This is a genomic window from Streptomyces sp. MCA2 (genome assembly GCF_023544705.1).
In the GTDB taxonomy this organism is placed as follows: Bacteria; Actinomycetota; Actinomycetes; order Streptomycetales; family Streptomycetaceae; genus Streptomyces; species Streptomyces decoyicus.
This window is the reverse complement of the sequence record NZ_JAMJFM010000007.1, coordinates 103216-118544: the sequence shown is the minus strand read 5'-3', so window position 1 is coordinate 118544 and position 15329 is coordinate 103216. Positions and strand designations below refer to the sequence as shown.

The 15329-nt window shown below is 73.5% G+C and carries 9 protein-coding genes and 1 tRNA gene; 7 read left to right on the top strand and 3 right to left on the bottom strand.

Annotated features, from left to right (window positions below; translation table 11 throughout):
- The first annotated feature begins 17 nt into the window (after positions 1–17).
- The 5 genes from M8I34_RS07990 to M8I34_RS07965 all read left to right on the top strand — a co-directional run bounded on the left by M8I34_RS07990 (position 18) and on the right by M8I34_RS07965 (position 8545).
- Positions 18–311 carry a DUF3039 domain-containing protein gene (locus tag M8I34_RS07990; protein ID WP_026169910.1) on the top strand — a complete coding sequence of 98 codons (294 nt, stop codon included), beginning with the start codon at positions 18–20 and terminating at the stop codon, positions 309–311.
- A gap of 670 nt (positions 312–981) precedes the next feature.
- Positions 982–2637, top strand: a complete 1656-nt coding sequence (locus M8I34_RS07980) for a beta-N-acetylhexosaminidase (protein ID WP_250048547.1) — start codon at positions 982–984, stop codon at positions 2635–2637.
- A gap of 345 nt (positions 2638–2982) precedes the next feature.
- Positions 2983–3879, top strand: coding sequence for a xanthine dehydrogenase family protein subunit M (locus M8I34_RS07975; protein ID WP_244414569.1), 897 nt, complete (start codon positions 2983–2985; stop codon positions 3877–3879).
- Positions 3876–6215, top strand: coding sequence for a (2Fe-2S)-binding protein (locus M8I34_RS07970; protein ID WP_250048546.1), 2340 nt, complete (start codon positions 3876–3878; stop codon positions 6213–6215). Before M8I34_RS07975 ends, M8I34_RS07970 begins: the two co-directional genes overlap by 4 nt.
- Positions 6212–8545: a xanthine dehydrogenase family protein molybdopterin-binding subunit gene (locus tag M8I34_RS07965; RefSeq protein ID WP_250048545.1), complete on the top strand. Its 2334-nt coding sequence runs from the start codon at positions 6212–6214 to the stop codon at positions 8543–8545. Before M8I34_RS07970 ends, M8I34_RS07965 begins: the two co-directional genes overlap by 4 nt.
- A 168-nt stretch (positions 8546–8713) precedes the next feature.
- Here M8I34_RS07965 and M8I34_RS07960 read toward each other — a convergent pair whose 3' ends face one another.
- The 3 genes from M8I34_RS07960 to M8I34_RS07950 form a co-directional block, all read right to left on the bottom strand.
- Positions 8714–9814 carry a M20 family metallopeptidase gene (locus M8I34_RS07960; RefSeq protein ID WP_250048608.1) on the bottom strand — a complete coding sequence of 367 codons (1101 nt, stop codon included), beginning with the start codon at positions 9812–9814 and terminating at the stop codon, positions 8714–8716.
- A 180-nt stretch (positions 9815–9994) separates the two neighbouring features.
- A tRNA-Cys gene (locus M8I34_RS07955) sits at positions 9995–10069 on the bottom strand.
- Positions 10070–10280: 211 nt separating this feature from the next.
- Positions 10281–11144 (bottom strand): alpha/beta fold hydrolase, encoded by an 864-nt coding sequence (locus M8I34_RS07950; RefSeq protein WP_250048544.1) that lies wholly within the window; start codon positions 11142–11144, stop codon positions 10281–10283.
- 253 nt (positions 11145–11397) lie between these two features.
- Here M8I34_RS07950 and M8I34_RS07945 point away from each other — a divergent pair, with 253 nt between their 5' ends.
- Together M8I34_RS07945 and M8I34_RS07940 are read left to right on the top strand one after the other, a co-directional pair.
- Positions 11398–13050, top strand: a complete 1653-nt coding sequence (locus tag M8I34_RS07945) for an MFS transporter (RefSeq protein ID WP_250048543.1) — start codon at positions 11398–11400, stop codon at positions 13048–13050.
- A gap of 181 nt (positions 13051–13231) precedes the next feature.
- Positions 13232–15028, top strand: coding sequence for a DEAD/DEAH box helicase (locus M8I34_RS07940; protein WP_250048542.1), 1797 nt, complete (start codon positions 13232–13234; stop codon positions 15026–15028).
- The last annotated feature ends 301 nt before the right edge of the window (positions 15029–15329 follow it).

Below are 15329 nucleotides of genomic sequence, written 5' to 3'. Positions count from 1 at the left end.
GAGTACCCTTGGCTGTTATGAGCACTCTTGAGCCCGAGCGCGGGGCAGGTACGGGGACCCTCGTAGAGCCGACACCGCAGGTGTCGCACGGCGACGGCGACCACGAGCGCTTCGCCCACTACGTCCAGAAGGACAAGATCATGGCGAGCGCGCTCGACGGCACCCCCGTCGTGGCGCTGTGCGGGAAGGTCTGGGTCCCGGGCCGCGACCCGAAGAAGTACCCGGTCTGCCCGATGTGCAAGGAGATCTTCGAGTCCATGGGCGCCGGTGGCGACAAGGACAAGGGCGGCAAGGACGGCGGCAAGAAGTAAGCAGCCGCAGACCGTGACGCCCGGCCGGCCACGGCCGGTTGCCGCCGCGTGGGCACCGCAGAGCCGAAGCGCGGCAGAACCGCCGCAGAGCCGAAGTGCCGCGGAGCCGCCGGGCGCAGCCGTCCGTCATGAGGCGGCGGCGTTCCGCCTCGGGTACGGGCCCGGGTCCCCTCGTGGACCGGGCCCGTCGGCATTCCCGTCAGGAGACCTGGCGGAGAGCCCGGCCGGGCCGGTGGCCGCTTTCCGGCCCGGTGAGGCGGTAGCTGCTTCCCGGCCCGTTGAGCGGGCGGCCGTTTCCCGGCGAGTGAGTGGGCGGCTGCCTTCCGCCCCGTGAGCGGGCAACGGCCCGGTGCCGGGGCGCAACCGCCCGTGATCTTCCCTGAATTGCGCGGCCCGGGGCACCGCCCCCGCCCGCGATCGCCGGTCATTTCCGGCCCCGCGCCCACAGCACTGCTGTGCGCCCTGTCCCTCACCGGCACCACCGCGCAGTCCACCGTGCCCTCGCGCGGCCGGTCTTCCGTACCTTCGCGCCGAACCGGAACGAGCGGGGCGCGATCATGGCAGCATCGACCGTGACGACCATCCCCGCGCTGGTCTTCTTCGTGCTCCTCTTCGTACTCGTACAGGCCGACCGGTCCCAGGCCGGGCGGCGCGGTGAAGGACGGACGGCATGACGGACACAGACCCCACCCCGACGGCACCGGGCGGCGGCCTGGTCCCGGCGCCCCTGAGCATCGACGGGCCCTACCGCAGCGCCGTCCGGCTGGGCGAGGAGACCGCGTTGGCGGCCGCACCCGGCACCGAGGACACCGCGCGCTGGCTGCGCACCACCCTCGGCGCGGCCTTCGGCCTGCCGCTGCCGCCCGGCTCCGACGGGGCGACGGACACCCTCGCGCTCACCCTCGACCCGGCCCTCCCCGCGGAGGGCTACCGCCTGGAGGCCGTCACCGGCTGGGGTGTACGGATCACCGGCGGCAGCCCGGCCGGCGTCTTCTGGGGAGCGCAGACGCTGCGGCAGCTCCTCGGCCCGCACGCCTTCCGCCGGGCGCCGATCGCACCCGGGCGCGCGGCCGTCCTGCCGCAGCAGACCATCGAGGACGGCCCCCGCTTCGGCTGGCGCGGCATGCTGCTCGACGTCGCACGGCACTTCCTGCCCAAGGAGGGGGTGCTGCGCTACCTCGACCTGCTCGCCGCCCACAAGCTCAACGTCCTGCACCTCCACCTCACCGACGACCAGGGCTGGCGGATCGAGATCGCGCGCTACCCGGAGCTGACCGGGACCGGCGGCTGGCGGGAGCGCACCAAACTCGGTCACCGGGCCTCCCCCCTCTGGGACGAGCGCCCGCACGGCGGCTACTACAGCCAGGACGACATCCGCGAGATCGTCGCCTACGCCGCCCAGCGGCATATCACCGTTGTGCCCGAGATCGACATCCCCGGACACTCGCAGGCCGCCATCGCCGCGTATCCGGAACTCGGCAACACCGACGTCATCGACACCACCTCGCTGAAGGTCTGGGACACCTGGGGCGTCAACCCCAACGTACTGGCACCCACCGACAACACCCTGCGGTTCTACGAGCAGGTGCTGGAGGAGGTCCTCGCGCTCTTCCCCTCGCCGTTCGTGCACATCGGGGGCGACGAGTGCCCCAAGGACCAGTGGAAGGCGTCCGCCACCGCCCAGGCGCGGATCGCCGAGCTGTCACTGGCCGGCGAGGACGAGCTCCAGAGCTGGTTCATCCGGCACTTCGACCGCTGGCTCGCCGACCGCGGCCGCCGCCTGATCGGCTGGGACGAAATCCTGGAAGGCGGACTGGCCGAGGGCGCCGCGGTCTCCTCCTGGCGCGGCTACGCCGGGGGTATCGCGGCCGCGAAATCCGGCCATGACGTCGTGATGTGCCCCGAGCAGCAGGTGTACTTGGACCACCGTCAGCATCACTCCCCGGACGAGCCGGTCCCGATCGGCTTCGTACGGACCCTGGAGGACGTCTACCGCTTCGAGCCGGTACCACCGGAGCTGACCGCCGACCAGGCCGCACACGTCCTGGGCACCCAGGCCAATGCCTGGACCGAGGTCATGGACAGTCAGCAGCGCCTCGACTACCAGGTGTTTCCCCGGCTGGCCGCGTTCGCCGAGGTCGCCTGGTCGCGGCTGCCCGCACCGGCCGACCGCGACTACCAGGACTTCACCCGGCGGATGGCCGTCCACTACACCCGCCTCGACGCCCTCGGTGTCGACTACCGCCCGCCCGGCGGCCCCCTGCCCTGGCAGAAACGGCCCGGCGTGCTCGGACGCCCGATCGACGGGGCGCCCCCAAACGTGTGAGCCCCGGTGCAAGGAGGGCGCCCGTGCGGCCGGACCCTGGGACGGTGGTCCGGTACGGCGGTCCCCCCGCACCGCTGTGCCGCCGTACCGACGTACCGGGGCGGCATCGCCGTACCGACGGTGTGCGCGACGCCGGACTCCTCCGCCGACGCGCCACACCGCAATTCCCGCACGGTCGGCGGCGGACGAAACCGGACCAGCGCCCTGTCCGGGGACGGATCGCCGGTTCGCGGACCCTCGCGCCGAGGGCCCGGGAAGATGTGCCAGAGTTGCCACGTCCGGGCTGGGAGCACGTACCGTACGGCGGAGCGGAACTGCCGGGACACCGGGGAAGGGGCAGCTGGCTTGACCACGCACGCACCGCACGCGTCGCACACGGTGACGTTGCCGGCCTCGCTCGACGAGGCGGTGGCGGCGCTCACGGCCATGCCTGCCGCCGTGCCCGTCGCGGGCGGCACCGATCTCATGGCGGCGGTCAACGCCGGACTCCTCAGACCCGCAGCCCTGGTGGGCCTCGGCCGGATCAGCGAGATCCGCGGCTGGCAGTACCTGGACGGCCATGCGCTGCTCGGCGCCGGCCTCACCCTCGCCCGTATGGGACGCCCCGACTTCGCCGCCCTGATCCCGGGCCTCGCCGCCGCCGCCCGCGCGGCCGGCCCGCCGCAGGTCCGCAACGCAGGCACCCTCGGCGGCAACATCGTGACCTCCGCGCCCACGGGCGACACCCTCCCGGTGCTCGCCGCCCTCGAAGCCACGGTGATCATCGCCGGTCCCGGGGGCGGCCGTCGCGAGATCCCGGTCAGCCATCTCCTGGCCGGCCGGGAGATGCTGCACCCCGGCGAACTCGTCGGCTTCGTACGGGTGCCGCTGCTGCACGCCCCGCAGACCTTCCTCAAGGCCACCGGCCGCACCGGCCCCGGCCGGGCCACCGCCTCCGTGGCGCTCGTCCTGGACCCGGCCAGGCGCGGCGTGCGCTGCGCGGTGGGCGCGGTCGCCGCCATGCCGCTGCGCCCCCTGGAGGCCGAGCAGTGGGTGGCCTCGCTCATCGACTGGGACGGCGAACGCGGCCTGGTGCCCGAGGCGCTGACGGCCTTCGGTGACTATGTCGCCGCCGCCTGCATCCCGGACCCGGCGCCGCCCGAGGACGGTTCGGAACCGGCCGGCCTGCCGCCGGCCGCACTGCACCTGCGCCGTACGGTGGCAGCCCTGGCCCGCCGCGCACTTGGGAGGGCGCTCTCGTGAGCGACGACAACCGTCATCCGTACCAGCCGCACCCCGACCAGGGCTGGCAGCCGCTGCCGCAGGGCGGCGAGTACGAGTCGGAGGCGACGGCCTTCGTACAGCTCCCGGAGGGGTTCACCACCGGGGTCTACGGAGGCGGTTCGCCCCGGTACGGCACCCCGGGCACCGAGCCGCTCGCCGCACCCGGCCACGGCTACACTCCGCCTGCCTCCTTCACCCCGCACGACCCCGCGCCGCCGGCTGCGGACGCGGGGACCGATCCGGCGGCCACGGGCCAGTGGACGATGCCCTTCGCGGACCACTCGGCCGGTTACGCCGACCCGTCCGCCGGATACCCGGCCCAGGCGGAGCACGCGGCCCACCACGGCCCGTCCACGGGCTACCACGGCGACGCCCCCGAGGGGGCCCGGTCGTGGCACGGCGACCCGGTGGACTGGCCCGTCGCGGGCAGCCAGGAGGCGGGTGGCACCGGTACCTGGTCGGTCCCCGCGGCGGCGGACGACGGCCTGGAGGAATCCGGCGAATACCTGCTCGGCGACGACGGGCTGACGGGGTATACGGGACTTACGGGCGACCATCCGGGCCACCCCGGCCACTCGGGGCATCCCGGTCACTCCGGCCATCCCGGACATCCGGGCTTCGCGGGCCCGGGGGGCGCCGCCGGTTACCAGGGCGGGTACCCGGGCGCCGGTGCGTACGACGGCGCCGGGGGCGCGGCGGACGGCGGCGAGGCGGCCCGGACCGGGCACTGGAACTTCAGCGCCGGGCTGAACGCCACGGGCGGGCCGGAGACGCACCCCGCGACGCCGCATGACGCCTCGCACGATGCCTCGCACGGCGGGGCGGTGCACGATCCCTTCGCTCACGCGCGCGACCCGTATGCCCGCGACGCGCACGATGCGCACGACAGCGGCCTGCCGGACCGCGGCGCCGGGCCGGACGGTGAACTGCCCGGCGACGGCGGCCCGTCGGGCGGCGACCCGTGCGGGACGGGCGCGGGCGGCCTGAACGGCGCCGCCGGCGCGGCGACCGGACACTGGTCGCTGCCGGCCGACGCACTGGCCCAGTGGCCGCCGGCCGCGGAGACGGCGCAGCCGCCGCACGACGGGGCGCCGCAGCATCACGAGGCGCCGCAGCACCACGAGGCCGCGGAGCGGGCCGACGGGACGGCGGACGCGCCCGGTGCCGGCGGGTGGACGATCCCGGGGGCCGAGGGCGAACAGCAGGAGGATTCGGGCGAGTTCAGGCTCACCGACGCGCAGGGGCAGCCCGTTGTGCCTGGGCCGTCCTCCGCGCCCGTTTCGTCCGCCCCGTCTGCCGGGCCGGGTGCCGGCGGCCTTGCGGACGCCTTTCCGGAGCGCGCGAAGCGCGGCGAGCACCCCGAGTCCGGTCGGCCCACCGGCCCCGACGACGTCGCGGGTCCGGCGGGCGCCGGGCACGTCGGCGAGGGCGCCCGGCCGAACGAGGGCGCCGGGACGGGCGAGAGTGCCGACGGACTCCGTCGTGCCGACATCGCCGGCCGCGCGGAGACCGCCGAGGGTGCCGGAGCCTCCGGTAACGGGGGCCCCGCCGACGCCGAGGGCTCCGCTGACACCGGGGTCGCCGCCGAACCCGTCGACGCCGCATCGGCATCTGCTTCCGCATCCGCCTCCGTTGCGGACCTTGCGGACCTCGCGGACGACCCCGGCATCGACACCCACGACGAACACCCCGCCGCCTCCTACGTCCTGCGGGTGAACGGCATCGACCGCCCGGTCACCGACGCCTGGATCGGTGAGTCGCTGCTCTATGTGCTGCGCGAGCGGCTCGGCCTGGCCGGTGCCAAGGACGGCTGTTCGCAGGGCGAGTGCGGGGCCTGCTCCGTCCAGGTGGACGGGCGGCTGGTGGCGTCCTGCCTGGTGCCCGCGGCCACCACGGCGGGCAGTGAGGTCCGTACGGTCGAGGGGCTCGCGGAGAACGGTGTGCCCTCCGACGTGCAGTGCGCGCTCGCCGCCTCCGGCGCGGTGCAGTGCGGCTTCTGCGTACCGGGGATGGCGATGACCGTCCACGACCTCCTGGAGGGCAACCACGCCCCCAGCGAGCTGGAGACCCGTAAGGCGCTGTGCGGCAACCTCTGCCGCTGCTCCGGCTACCGGGGCGTGCTGGACGCCGTCGACGAGGTCGTCAAGGCCCGCGCGGCGGCCGCCGAGGCCGCGGAGGCCGCCTACGCCGCGGCGGACGACGCCGAGGGGGCGGCGCCGCCGGACACCGCCCGTATCCCCCATCAGGCGGGCCCCTCCGACCCCACGGGCCACGCCCCGCACGACCAGGATCCGCACACGGGAGGCTCCGCATGAGTGGCACGTCCGATGGCGCAGGTGCCGTCACCGCGACCCCTGCGGCGGGCGTCCAGATCCCCGACGAGCAGCCGGCGCACGGCCTGGGCGTCTCCCTGCCGCCCGCCGACGCGTCGGCCAAGACGGAAGGCACCTTCCCGTACGCCGCCGACCTGTGGGCCGAGGGGCTGCTGTGGGCCGCGGTGCTGCGCTCACCGCATCCGCGCGCGCGGATCCTGTCGATCGACACCAAGCACGCCGCGGAGATGCCGGGCGTCCGGGTCGTCGTCACGCACGAGGACGTCCCCGGTGACGCGGGGCACGGCCGGGGCACCGCCGACCGCCCGGTCTTCGCCAAGGACGAGGTCCGCCACCACGGCGAGCCGATCGCCGCGGTGGCCGCCGACCACCCCGACACGGCGCGGCTGGCCGCTGCCGCCATCGCCGTCGAGTACGAGATCCAGGAGGCGGTCACCGACCCCCAACTGGCCTTCGAGGCGGAGCCGTTGCACCCGGACGGCAACCTCATCCGGCACATCCCGCTCCGCTTCGGCGACCCCGATGTCGTGGGCGAGGTGATGGTCGAGGGGCTCTACCGGATCGGCCGCCAGGACCCGGCGCCCATCGGGGCCGAGGCCGGGCTCGCGGTGCCGCGCCCCGATGGCGGCGTGGAGATCTACACCGCCTCCACGGACCCGCACACCGACCGTGATCTGGCCGCCGCCTCCTTCGGCCTCGAACCGGAGCAGGTCAAGGTCGTGGTGACCGGCGTGCCCGGCGCCACCGCCGACCGCGAGGACCCCGGCATCCAGCTGCCGCTCGGCCTGCTGGCGTTGCGTACGGGCTGCCCCGTCAAGCTCGCCGCCACCCGCGAGGAGTCCTTCCTCTCGCACGCCCACCGCCACCCGACGCTGCTGCGCTACCGCCACCACGCGGACGCCGACGGCACGTTGCTCAAGGTGGAGGCGCAGATCCTCATGGACGCCGGCGCCTACGCCGACACCTCCGCCGACGCGCTCGCCGCCGCCGTCTCCTTCTCCTGCGGCCCGTACGTCGTCCCGCACGCCGTCGTCGACGGCTGGGCGGTGCGCACCAACAACCCGCCGTCCGGCCATGTGCGCGGCGAGGGCGCGATGCAGGTCTGCGCCGCCTACGAGGGCCAGATGGACAAGCTGGCCGCCCGGCTGGGCTTGGAGCCCGCCGAGATCCGGCTGCGCAATGTCATGGCCACCGGCGATCTGCTGCCCACGGGGCAGACCGTGACCTGCCCGGCCCCGGTCGCCGAACTCCTGCACGCCGTCAAGGAAGCGCCGCTTCCCGAGCTGCCCAAGGACGCGCCAGAAGCGGAGTGGCTGCTGCCGGGCGGCCCCGAGGGTGCGGGCGAGCCGGGCGCGGTGCGCCGCGGCGTGGGCTATGCGCTGGGCATGGTGCACATGCTCGGCGCGGAGGGCACCGACGAGGTCTCCACCGCGACCGTCAAGGTCAGCGGCTCGGTCGCCACCGTCATCTGCGCCGCCGTCGAGACCGGATCCGGGTTCTCCACGCTGGCGCGGCAGATCGTGCAGGAGACGCTCGGCGTCGAAGACGTGCAGGTCGCGGGCGTCGACACCGACCAGCCGCCGGCCGGCCCGGCCTGCCACGGGCGGCACACCTGGGTCTCCGGTGGCGCCGTCGAGCGCGCCGCCAAGATGGTCCGTACGCAGCTGTTGCAGCCGCTGGCCCACAAGTTCGGAATGTCCACCGAGCTGCTCCAGATCAACGACGGCAAGATCACCTCGTACGACGGGGTGCTCAGCACCACGGTCGCCGAGGCGCTGGACGGCAAGGAGCTGTGGGCCACCGCCCAGTGCCGTCCGCACCCCACCGAGCCGCTGGACGAGGGCGGCCAGGGCGATGCGTTCGTGGGTCTCGCCTTCTGTGCGATCCGCTGCGTCGCCGATGTCGACATCGAGCTGGGCACCATCCGGGTCGTGGAGATGACCGTCGCCCAGGACGTGGGCCGGGTGCTCAACCCCCGCCAGCTGCGGGCCCGTATCGAGGCCGGGGTCACCCAGGGCCTGGGCGCCGCCCTGATGGAGAACCTGCGCACCACCCGCGGTCAGGTCCGCCACCCCGACCTGACCGGCTATGCGCTGCCGACCGCCCTCGACGCTCCGGACATCCGCATCGTCAAGCTCGTCGAGGAACGGGACGTGATCGCCCCCTTCGGCGCCAAGCCCGCCAGCGCGATTCCGGTCGTCACCTCACCGGCCGCCGTGGCCTCCGCGGTCCGTGCCGCCACCGGCCGCCCCATCGGCCGCCTCCCGATCCGCCCGCAGGCGGCGGTGGCGCAGGCGGTGCAGCAGCAGTAGGAGGCAGGAGGGGGTGGGGGAGGGCCGGCGCGGAGCGGGCCCCCGGCCCTCGCGGGCTGGTCCGGGCTGACCGGGGCTGAAGATTCGTGACCGCAGTGCGCGACGGCAGTGCGTGACCGTAGTTGGCGGCCTCGCGGGAGCGCGCTCGCAGGTCGCGCAGGCTCTCCTTTACTCCTCTGCGTTCTGCCTCGTGTGCACCAGTCCGGCAATGAGGTGCGCCCGCTCGGCCATGGCGCCGATCAGCAGATACTCGTGGTCGGCGTGGGCGCCGCCACCTACCGCTCCGAGGCCGTCGAGCGTGGGCACCCCCAGCGCGGCCGTGAAGTTGCCGTCGCTTCCGCCGCCGACCGCCGTGCCGTCGAGACTCGGAAGCAGGCGCCGTGCCACCGCGAAGAGTTCGGCCGACGCCGACTCGGGCATCGGGGGCCGGCTGACGGCTCCCTGAACCGCGATCTCCGCCTCGTCGAGATGCGGGGCCAGTGCCGCGAACGCAGCTTCGATGCGGTCCTTCTCGTCGGTCGACTCGACCCGGACGTCGACGATGACGGTCGCCGCTGCGGGAACGACGTTGTCCAGGGTTCCTGCCGACGCGACGGTCGGGGTGACGGTCGTGCCGAGGTCGGGCCGGCCGAGCGCTGCGATGTCCAGTACCTGGTGCGAGGCTTCGATCAGGGCGTTGACCCCGGCCGCGGGCTCAAGGCCCGCGTGCGACGCCCGGCCCGTGACGGAGACTTGGAACGTGCCGCAGCCTTTACGGCCGGTCTTCAGGCCTCCGCCGTCAGCGGCACCCTCGCACACCAGCACCGCGCCGCAGGCAAGGGCGCGTTCCTCGATGAGGGCTCGGGAGGAGCGGGAGCCGACCTCTTCGTCGGCGGTCACCAGGATCTCGACGCCCGACCGGTCGTCGAGCGTCGCCAGACCGTGAATGGCCTGCACCAGGCCGCCCAGCATGTCGAAGACCCCGGGGCCGGTTGCCCGCCCGTCTTCGGCCTTGAACGGGCGGCGTTCAAGAGTGCCGAGCGGAAACACCGTGTCGTGGTGACCGAGGATCAGCACTCTGGGGTCGCCGCCGGCCGACCAGTGGACGTGCGGCCCGGCCTCGCTCGCGATGAGGTGGGCCTGCCCGCCGAGGCGGCTCTCGATGACGGCGGCGACGGCTTCGGCCGAGGCCGTCAAGGCGTGGAGATCGCGCGAGGGAGACTCGATGTCGACGAGTGTCCTGAGATCCTCGAGCATCGCGTCAACACTCGCGTCCACGCCCTTGTGCATCGTCACGCCGCAAGGGTACGCGGTACGCCGCCCGCCACTGGGCGTGAGCCGTTGCGGGAGCACCGGCCGGGTGCCTCTTTGGACCATGCGCGCGGAAGGCGGCCGGTGTGCGGGGCGAACGCGGCGAGGGAGGCCCTCCGTTGGGAGGGCCTCCCTACCTGTAGCCCCATGCAAGGGCGTTGGAGGCCGTGGCGGGAATCGAACCCACGTAACTCGCTTTGCAGGCGAGTCCCTAAACCACTCGGGCACACGGCCGGGTTGCTGTGCTGATCCCGACTGTAGGCCGCGGAGTGGGGTGTCCGGCAAGGGGGCGGGGTGGGGTGCCATGGAGCTGTCATACGGGGCAACGTGGGGCAACATGCCGTTCATGAAGCGGGCCTGTGCCGTCGGGGCGGGGCTCCGGCGGGGCCCCCGGTCCTCAAGCCGCCTTTCAAGCCGCCTCTCAAGCCGTCCCTCAAGCCGTTCCTCACGCCGTGTGCAGGAACTCCTCCACCGTCGGTCCGAAGGTCTCCGGTGCGTCCACCCATGGGTAGTGGCCCACCTCGTGCAGCTGCCGCACCCGTGCGTCCGGGAACGACTCGGCCACCAGCTCGCCCGCCCGCATACCGGTCACCGCGTCCCGGTCACCGGTCACCACCAGCACCGGGCAGGTCACCTCCCGCAGTCCGGCCACCAGTGCCGTCCGCAGCTGCTCGTCCACGCCCTGCCAGAACCCGGCCCGCGGTACCGGCCCCAACTGCTCGCCCTCCGTGGCGGCATGGGCCCGCTGTGGCTCGTCCCACCGTCCGTAGGCGAGCGGCGCCGCGGCGAACAGCAGCTCCCGTACCTCGTTCAGATCGGAGGCGTCGGCCAGCTGCTGTACGGCCGCCGAAGCCTGCGGCCACCACTCCTCGTGCGCCCGCGACGCGAAGATCTCCTGCGCGTCGTCGGGAAGTTCGCCCTGGAGACGGGAGCCGGGGCAGACCAGCACCAGCCGGCTCAGTCGTTGCGGATGCCCCGCCGCGTACGCCTGCGCGACCGCGGCACCCGCGTCGTGCGCGAGCAGCGCGAACCGCTCCAGGCCCAGGTGCTCGCGGAGCGCTTCGACATCCTCGGAGAGCTGCGGGAAGGCGTAGCGGGACGGGTCGGCGGCGGAGGGGGAGTCGCCGGTGCCGCGGCTGTCCGGGATGATCAGCTGCCGGTCTGCGGCCATCCCGCCGAGGTCGCCCAGGTACGCGGCGTCCCGCCCGGGTCCGCCGGCCAGGCACACCAGGGGCGGCAGCGGCGAGTCGGCCGGTCCGAGGACGCGGTAGTGGAGCTCGGCATCGTCGTATGTGCGGAAGTGCGGCATACGGACAGCTTGCCCGACGCGCGGCCAGGAGAACTCGCGGCGACGATGGCCAAGGGCCTCGCGGCGTCGGAGGCGGGGGCGCACCGCGGCGGCCACCGTGAGAGCTCGCCGGCCACCGCGAGGGCTCGTCGGCCACCGTGAGGGCTCGTCGGCCACCGCGGGGCATCCCCCTCCGCGACGTAGGACCGACGACCGATCCGATCCCCGTCTCCCGACAGGGGCACAGCCGCGATACGGCCCTTACGCTGGCCCGATGACCGCTGACCGCCCCCGCGGCGCCGACCCCGGCACCGACGCCGACGCCGACCCCGACCCCGACCCCGGCACCGACGCCGACCCCGACCCCGGCACCGGCGGGATCGGGATCGAGCCCCACACCGCCCCCGCCCCTGCCCCCGACTCCGCCACAGCCACCACGGCCGCCACGGCCACCGGCACCATCGCCGCCACCACCACCACCACCCACCCCACCCCCTCCGCGCCCCCCGGCGACGCGCACGACGGCGCCGGGATCCTCGGCCGGGACCACCGTGCGCTCACCTTCGGGATCATCTCCGTCGTCTCGGTCGTCGCCTTCGAGGCGAGTGCCGTGAACACCGCGATGCCTCTCGCCGCCCGCGCCCTGGACGGCATCGGGCTGTACGCCTTCGCCTTCTCCGCCTTCTTCACGGCGAGCCTGTTCGCGATGGCGCTCGCGGGGGAGTGGAGCGACCGGCGCGGCCCGCTCGGACCGCTGTTCGGCGGGATCGCCGCGTTCGGGGTGGGGCTGCTGGTGGCGGGCGGTGCCCCGAGCATGGGGATGTTCATCGCGGGCCGCGGGGTGCAGGGCATCGGCGGCGGGCTGGTCGTGGTCTCGCTGTATGTGGTCGTCGGCCGTGCCTATCCCGAGAGACTGCGCCCGTCGATCATGGCGTCGTTCTCGGCGGCCTGGGTGGTGCCGGTGATCGTCGGTCCGCTGGTCGCGGGTGCCGTCACCGAACAGCTCGGCTGGCGCTGGGTCTTCCTCGCCATCCCCGTCCTGATACTGCTGCCGCTCGCGGTGATGCTGCCCGCGCTGCGCAAGCTGCCCCGTACACCGCCCGGCCCGCGCGGCGGCGCGCGGCAGGTGCTGGGCAACCGGCGTTGTCTGCTCGCGCTGGCCGTCGCCGCGGGTGCCTGCCTGCTCCAGTACGCGGGCCAGCATCCGACCTGGTTCGCGCTGCTGCCCGCGGCCGCCGGACTGGCCCTGCTGGTACCGGGCATCGTGCGGCTGCTGCCCCGCGGCACGTTCCGGGCGGCGCGCGGTCTGCCGAGCGTGGTGCTGATGCGTGGTCTGGCCGCGGGTGCGCTGGTCGCGGCCGAGAGCTTCATCCCGCTGATGCTGGTGACCCAGCGCGGACTGTCCGCCACCCTCGCCGGCCTCTCCCTCACCGGCGGCGGACTGACCTGGGCGCTCGGTTCGTACGTCCAGAGCAGGCCGCGGATGGAGCCGTACCGGGAGCGGCTGATGGGCCTGGGGATGGTCCTCCTGGCGGCGGCCATCGTGACGGTGCCGCTGGCCCTGCTCGACGGCGTGCCGGCCGCGGTCGTCGCGGTGGGCTGGACGGTCGGCGGGTTCGGCATGGGCCTGAACATCTCCAGCGGTGGCGTCCTGCTGCTGAAGCTGTCCCGGCCGCAGGAGGCGGGCAGCAACTCCGCGTCCCTCCAGATGTCGGACGCGCTGGGGAATGTCACCTTCGTCGGCCTCAGCGGTGTGCTGTTCGTGGCGTTCGGCGGTGGCTCGATCGCCGTGAACGGGCCCGCGGCCACCGCCGGTGCCGGTTCGGCGAGCCATCCGGCGGCCTTCGCGGCCGTGTTCGCGGCGATGGCGGTGGTGGCGCTGGCCGGCGCCGGTGTAACAACCCGGTTGCGGCCGGAGCGGGGTTGAGGGAGCGGCGTCGACGCCGCGTCACCGCCCTCACCACGGCAACCACCGGAATCCAGGGCCGGAGGGCGATTGTGACCTCGGTCCCACCCCGGGGTGACCCGGCCTGGTAACCCCGGAGCGTGAACCGGCGCACGGGTAGGCTGACGCGGTTGCCGATCGCCGAGTTCAGCCGACGGAGACCGTGACTACCACCACCAGCGCCACCAATAACCATCACCTGTCCCCGGCCTTCCCGGGACGGGCCCCTTGGGGTACCGCGAACAAGCTGCGTGCCTGGCAGCAGGCGGCCATGGACCGCTACATCCAGGCACAGCCGAGAGACTTCCTCGCCGTCGCGACGCCCGGAGCCGGCAAGACGACGTTCGCGCTCACGCTCGCCTCGTGGATGCTGCACCACCACGTCGTGCAGCAGGTGACGGTCGTGGCACCGACCGAGCATCTGAAGAAGCAGTGGGCGGAGGCGGCGGCCCGGATAGGGATCAAGCTCGACCCGGAGTACAGCGCGGGGCCGTTGGGCCGCGAGTACCACGGCGTCGCGATCACCTATGCCGGTGTGGGCGTACGGCCCATGCTGCACCGCAACCGGATCGAGCAGCGCAAGACGCTGGTCATCCTCGACGAGATCCACCATGCCGGTGACTCGAAGTCCTGGGGTGAGGCATGCCTGGAGGCGTTCGAACCCGCCACCCGGCGGCTCGCGCTGACCGGTACGCCCTTCCGGTCCGACACCAACCCGATTCCGTTCGTGACGTACGAGGAGGGCAACGACGGCATCCGGCGTTCCTCCGCCGACTACACCTACGGATACGGGAACGCGCTGGGCGACGGCGTCGTCCGGCCGGTCATCTTCCTCTCCTACAGCGGCAATATGCGCTGGCGGACGAAGGCGGGCGACGAGATCGCGGCCCGGCTCGGCGAGCCGATGACCAAGGACGCGGTCTCGCAGGCCTGGCGTACCGCGCTGGATCCGCGCGGCGAGTGGATGCCGAATGTGCTGCGCGCCGCCGACCAGCGGCTGAGCGAGGTCCGTAAGTCCATCCCGGACGCCGGGGCGCTGGTGATCGCCTCCGACCAGGAGCAGGCGCGGGCGTACGCCAAGCTGATCCGGGAGATCACCGGCGAGGGCGCCACCCTCGTCCTGTCCGACGACACCGGCGCCTCGCAGCGCATCGACGACTTCGCGTACTCCCAGGACCGCTGGATGGTCGCGGTCCGGATGGTGTCCGAGGGGGTGGACGTGCCGCGGCTGGCGGTCGGGGTGTACGCCACCACGATCTCGACGCCGCTGTTCTTCGCGCAGGCCGTCGGGCGCTTCGTGCGCTCCCGCAAGCGCGGCGAGACCGCCTCCGTCTTCCTGCCCACCGTCCCGATGCTCCTCGGCTTCGCCAACGAGATGGAGGTCGAGCGCGACCACGTCCTCGACAAGCCGAAGAAGGACGGGGAGGAGGACCCGTACGCCGAATCCGAGAAGGAGATGGAGGAGGCGAACAAGGAGCAGGACGAGGACACCGGCGAGCAGGAGCAGTTCTCGTTCGAGGCGCTGGAGTCGGAGGCGGTCTTCGACCGGGTGCTCTACGACGGTGCCGAGTTCGGGATGCAGGCCCACGCGGGCAGCGAGGAGGAGCAGGACTACCTCGGCATCCCCGGACTGCTGGAGCCCGACCAGGTGCAGATGCTGCTCCAGAAGCGGCAGGCGCGGCAGATCGCCCACAGCAAGAAGCGGCCGGACGAGGAGGCGGATCTGCTGGAGCTGCCGGCCGAGCGGCGTCCCGTGGTCACGCACAAGGAGCTGCTGGAGCTCAGGAAGCAGCTGAACACGCTGGTGGGGGCGTATGTCCACCAGAGCGGGAAGCCGCACGGTGTGATCCACACCGAGCTGCGGCGGGTGTGCGGCGGGCCGCCGAGCGCGGAGGCCACCGCCGGGCAGCTGGGTGAGCGGATCAAGAAGGTACGGGAGTGGGCCACGCGGATGAAGTGAGTCCGCGGGTGGCCCGTGGGGCGGTGTGCCGGTTGCGGCGCGCCGCCCCTTGCTCGTTCTCGTCCCCTCGCCCCCGCTCCCGCCCCCGCGACGGAGAGAAGCGGAGCCGCACATTCCCATAACGCCCGGATGGCGCTGTAGCCCAACCTGAAACACAACGGGCCGTTGTGAGCGGACCTACAGGGATATTCCGGGCGGGAAAGCCCGGATTCTGGACGGACTCTTCCGCTCACCGGACTGGCTCGCTACTGTCCCGCTCACGCACACGCCCCGTGGCAGCGCCGCCGCGGAGCGCAGCCGG

Excerpts from the sequence above, each read along its gene's own strand:
- M8I34_RS07980 (WP_250048547.1), top strand. The coding sequence starts at position 982 with ATGACGGACACAGACCCCACCCCGACGGCACCGGGCGGCGGCCTGGTC.
- M8I34_RS07950 (WP_250048544.1), bottom strand. The coding sequence starts at position 11,144 with ATGCCGCACTTCCGCACATACGACGATGCCGAGCTCCACTACCGCGTC.
- M8I34_RS07965 (WP_250048545.1), top strand. The coding sequence starts at position 6,212 with ATGAGTGGCACGTCCGATGGCGCAGGTGCCGTCACCGCGACCCCTGCG.
- M8I34_RS07945 (WP_250048543.1), top strand. The coding sequence starts at position 11,398 with ATGACCGCTGACCGCCCCCGCGGCGCCGACCCCGGCACCGACGCCGAC.
- M8I34_RS07960 (WP_250048608.1), bottom strand. The coding sequence starts at position 9,814 with ATGCACAAGGGCGTGGACGCGAGTGTTGACGCGATGCTCGAGGATCTC.
- M8I34_RS07990 (WP_026169910.1), top strand. The coding sequence starts at position 18 with ATGAGCACTCTTGAGCCCGAGCGCGGGGCAGGTACGGGGACCCTCGTA.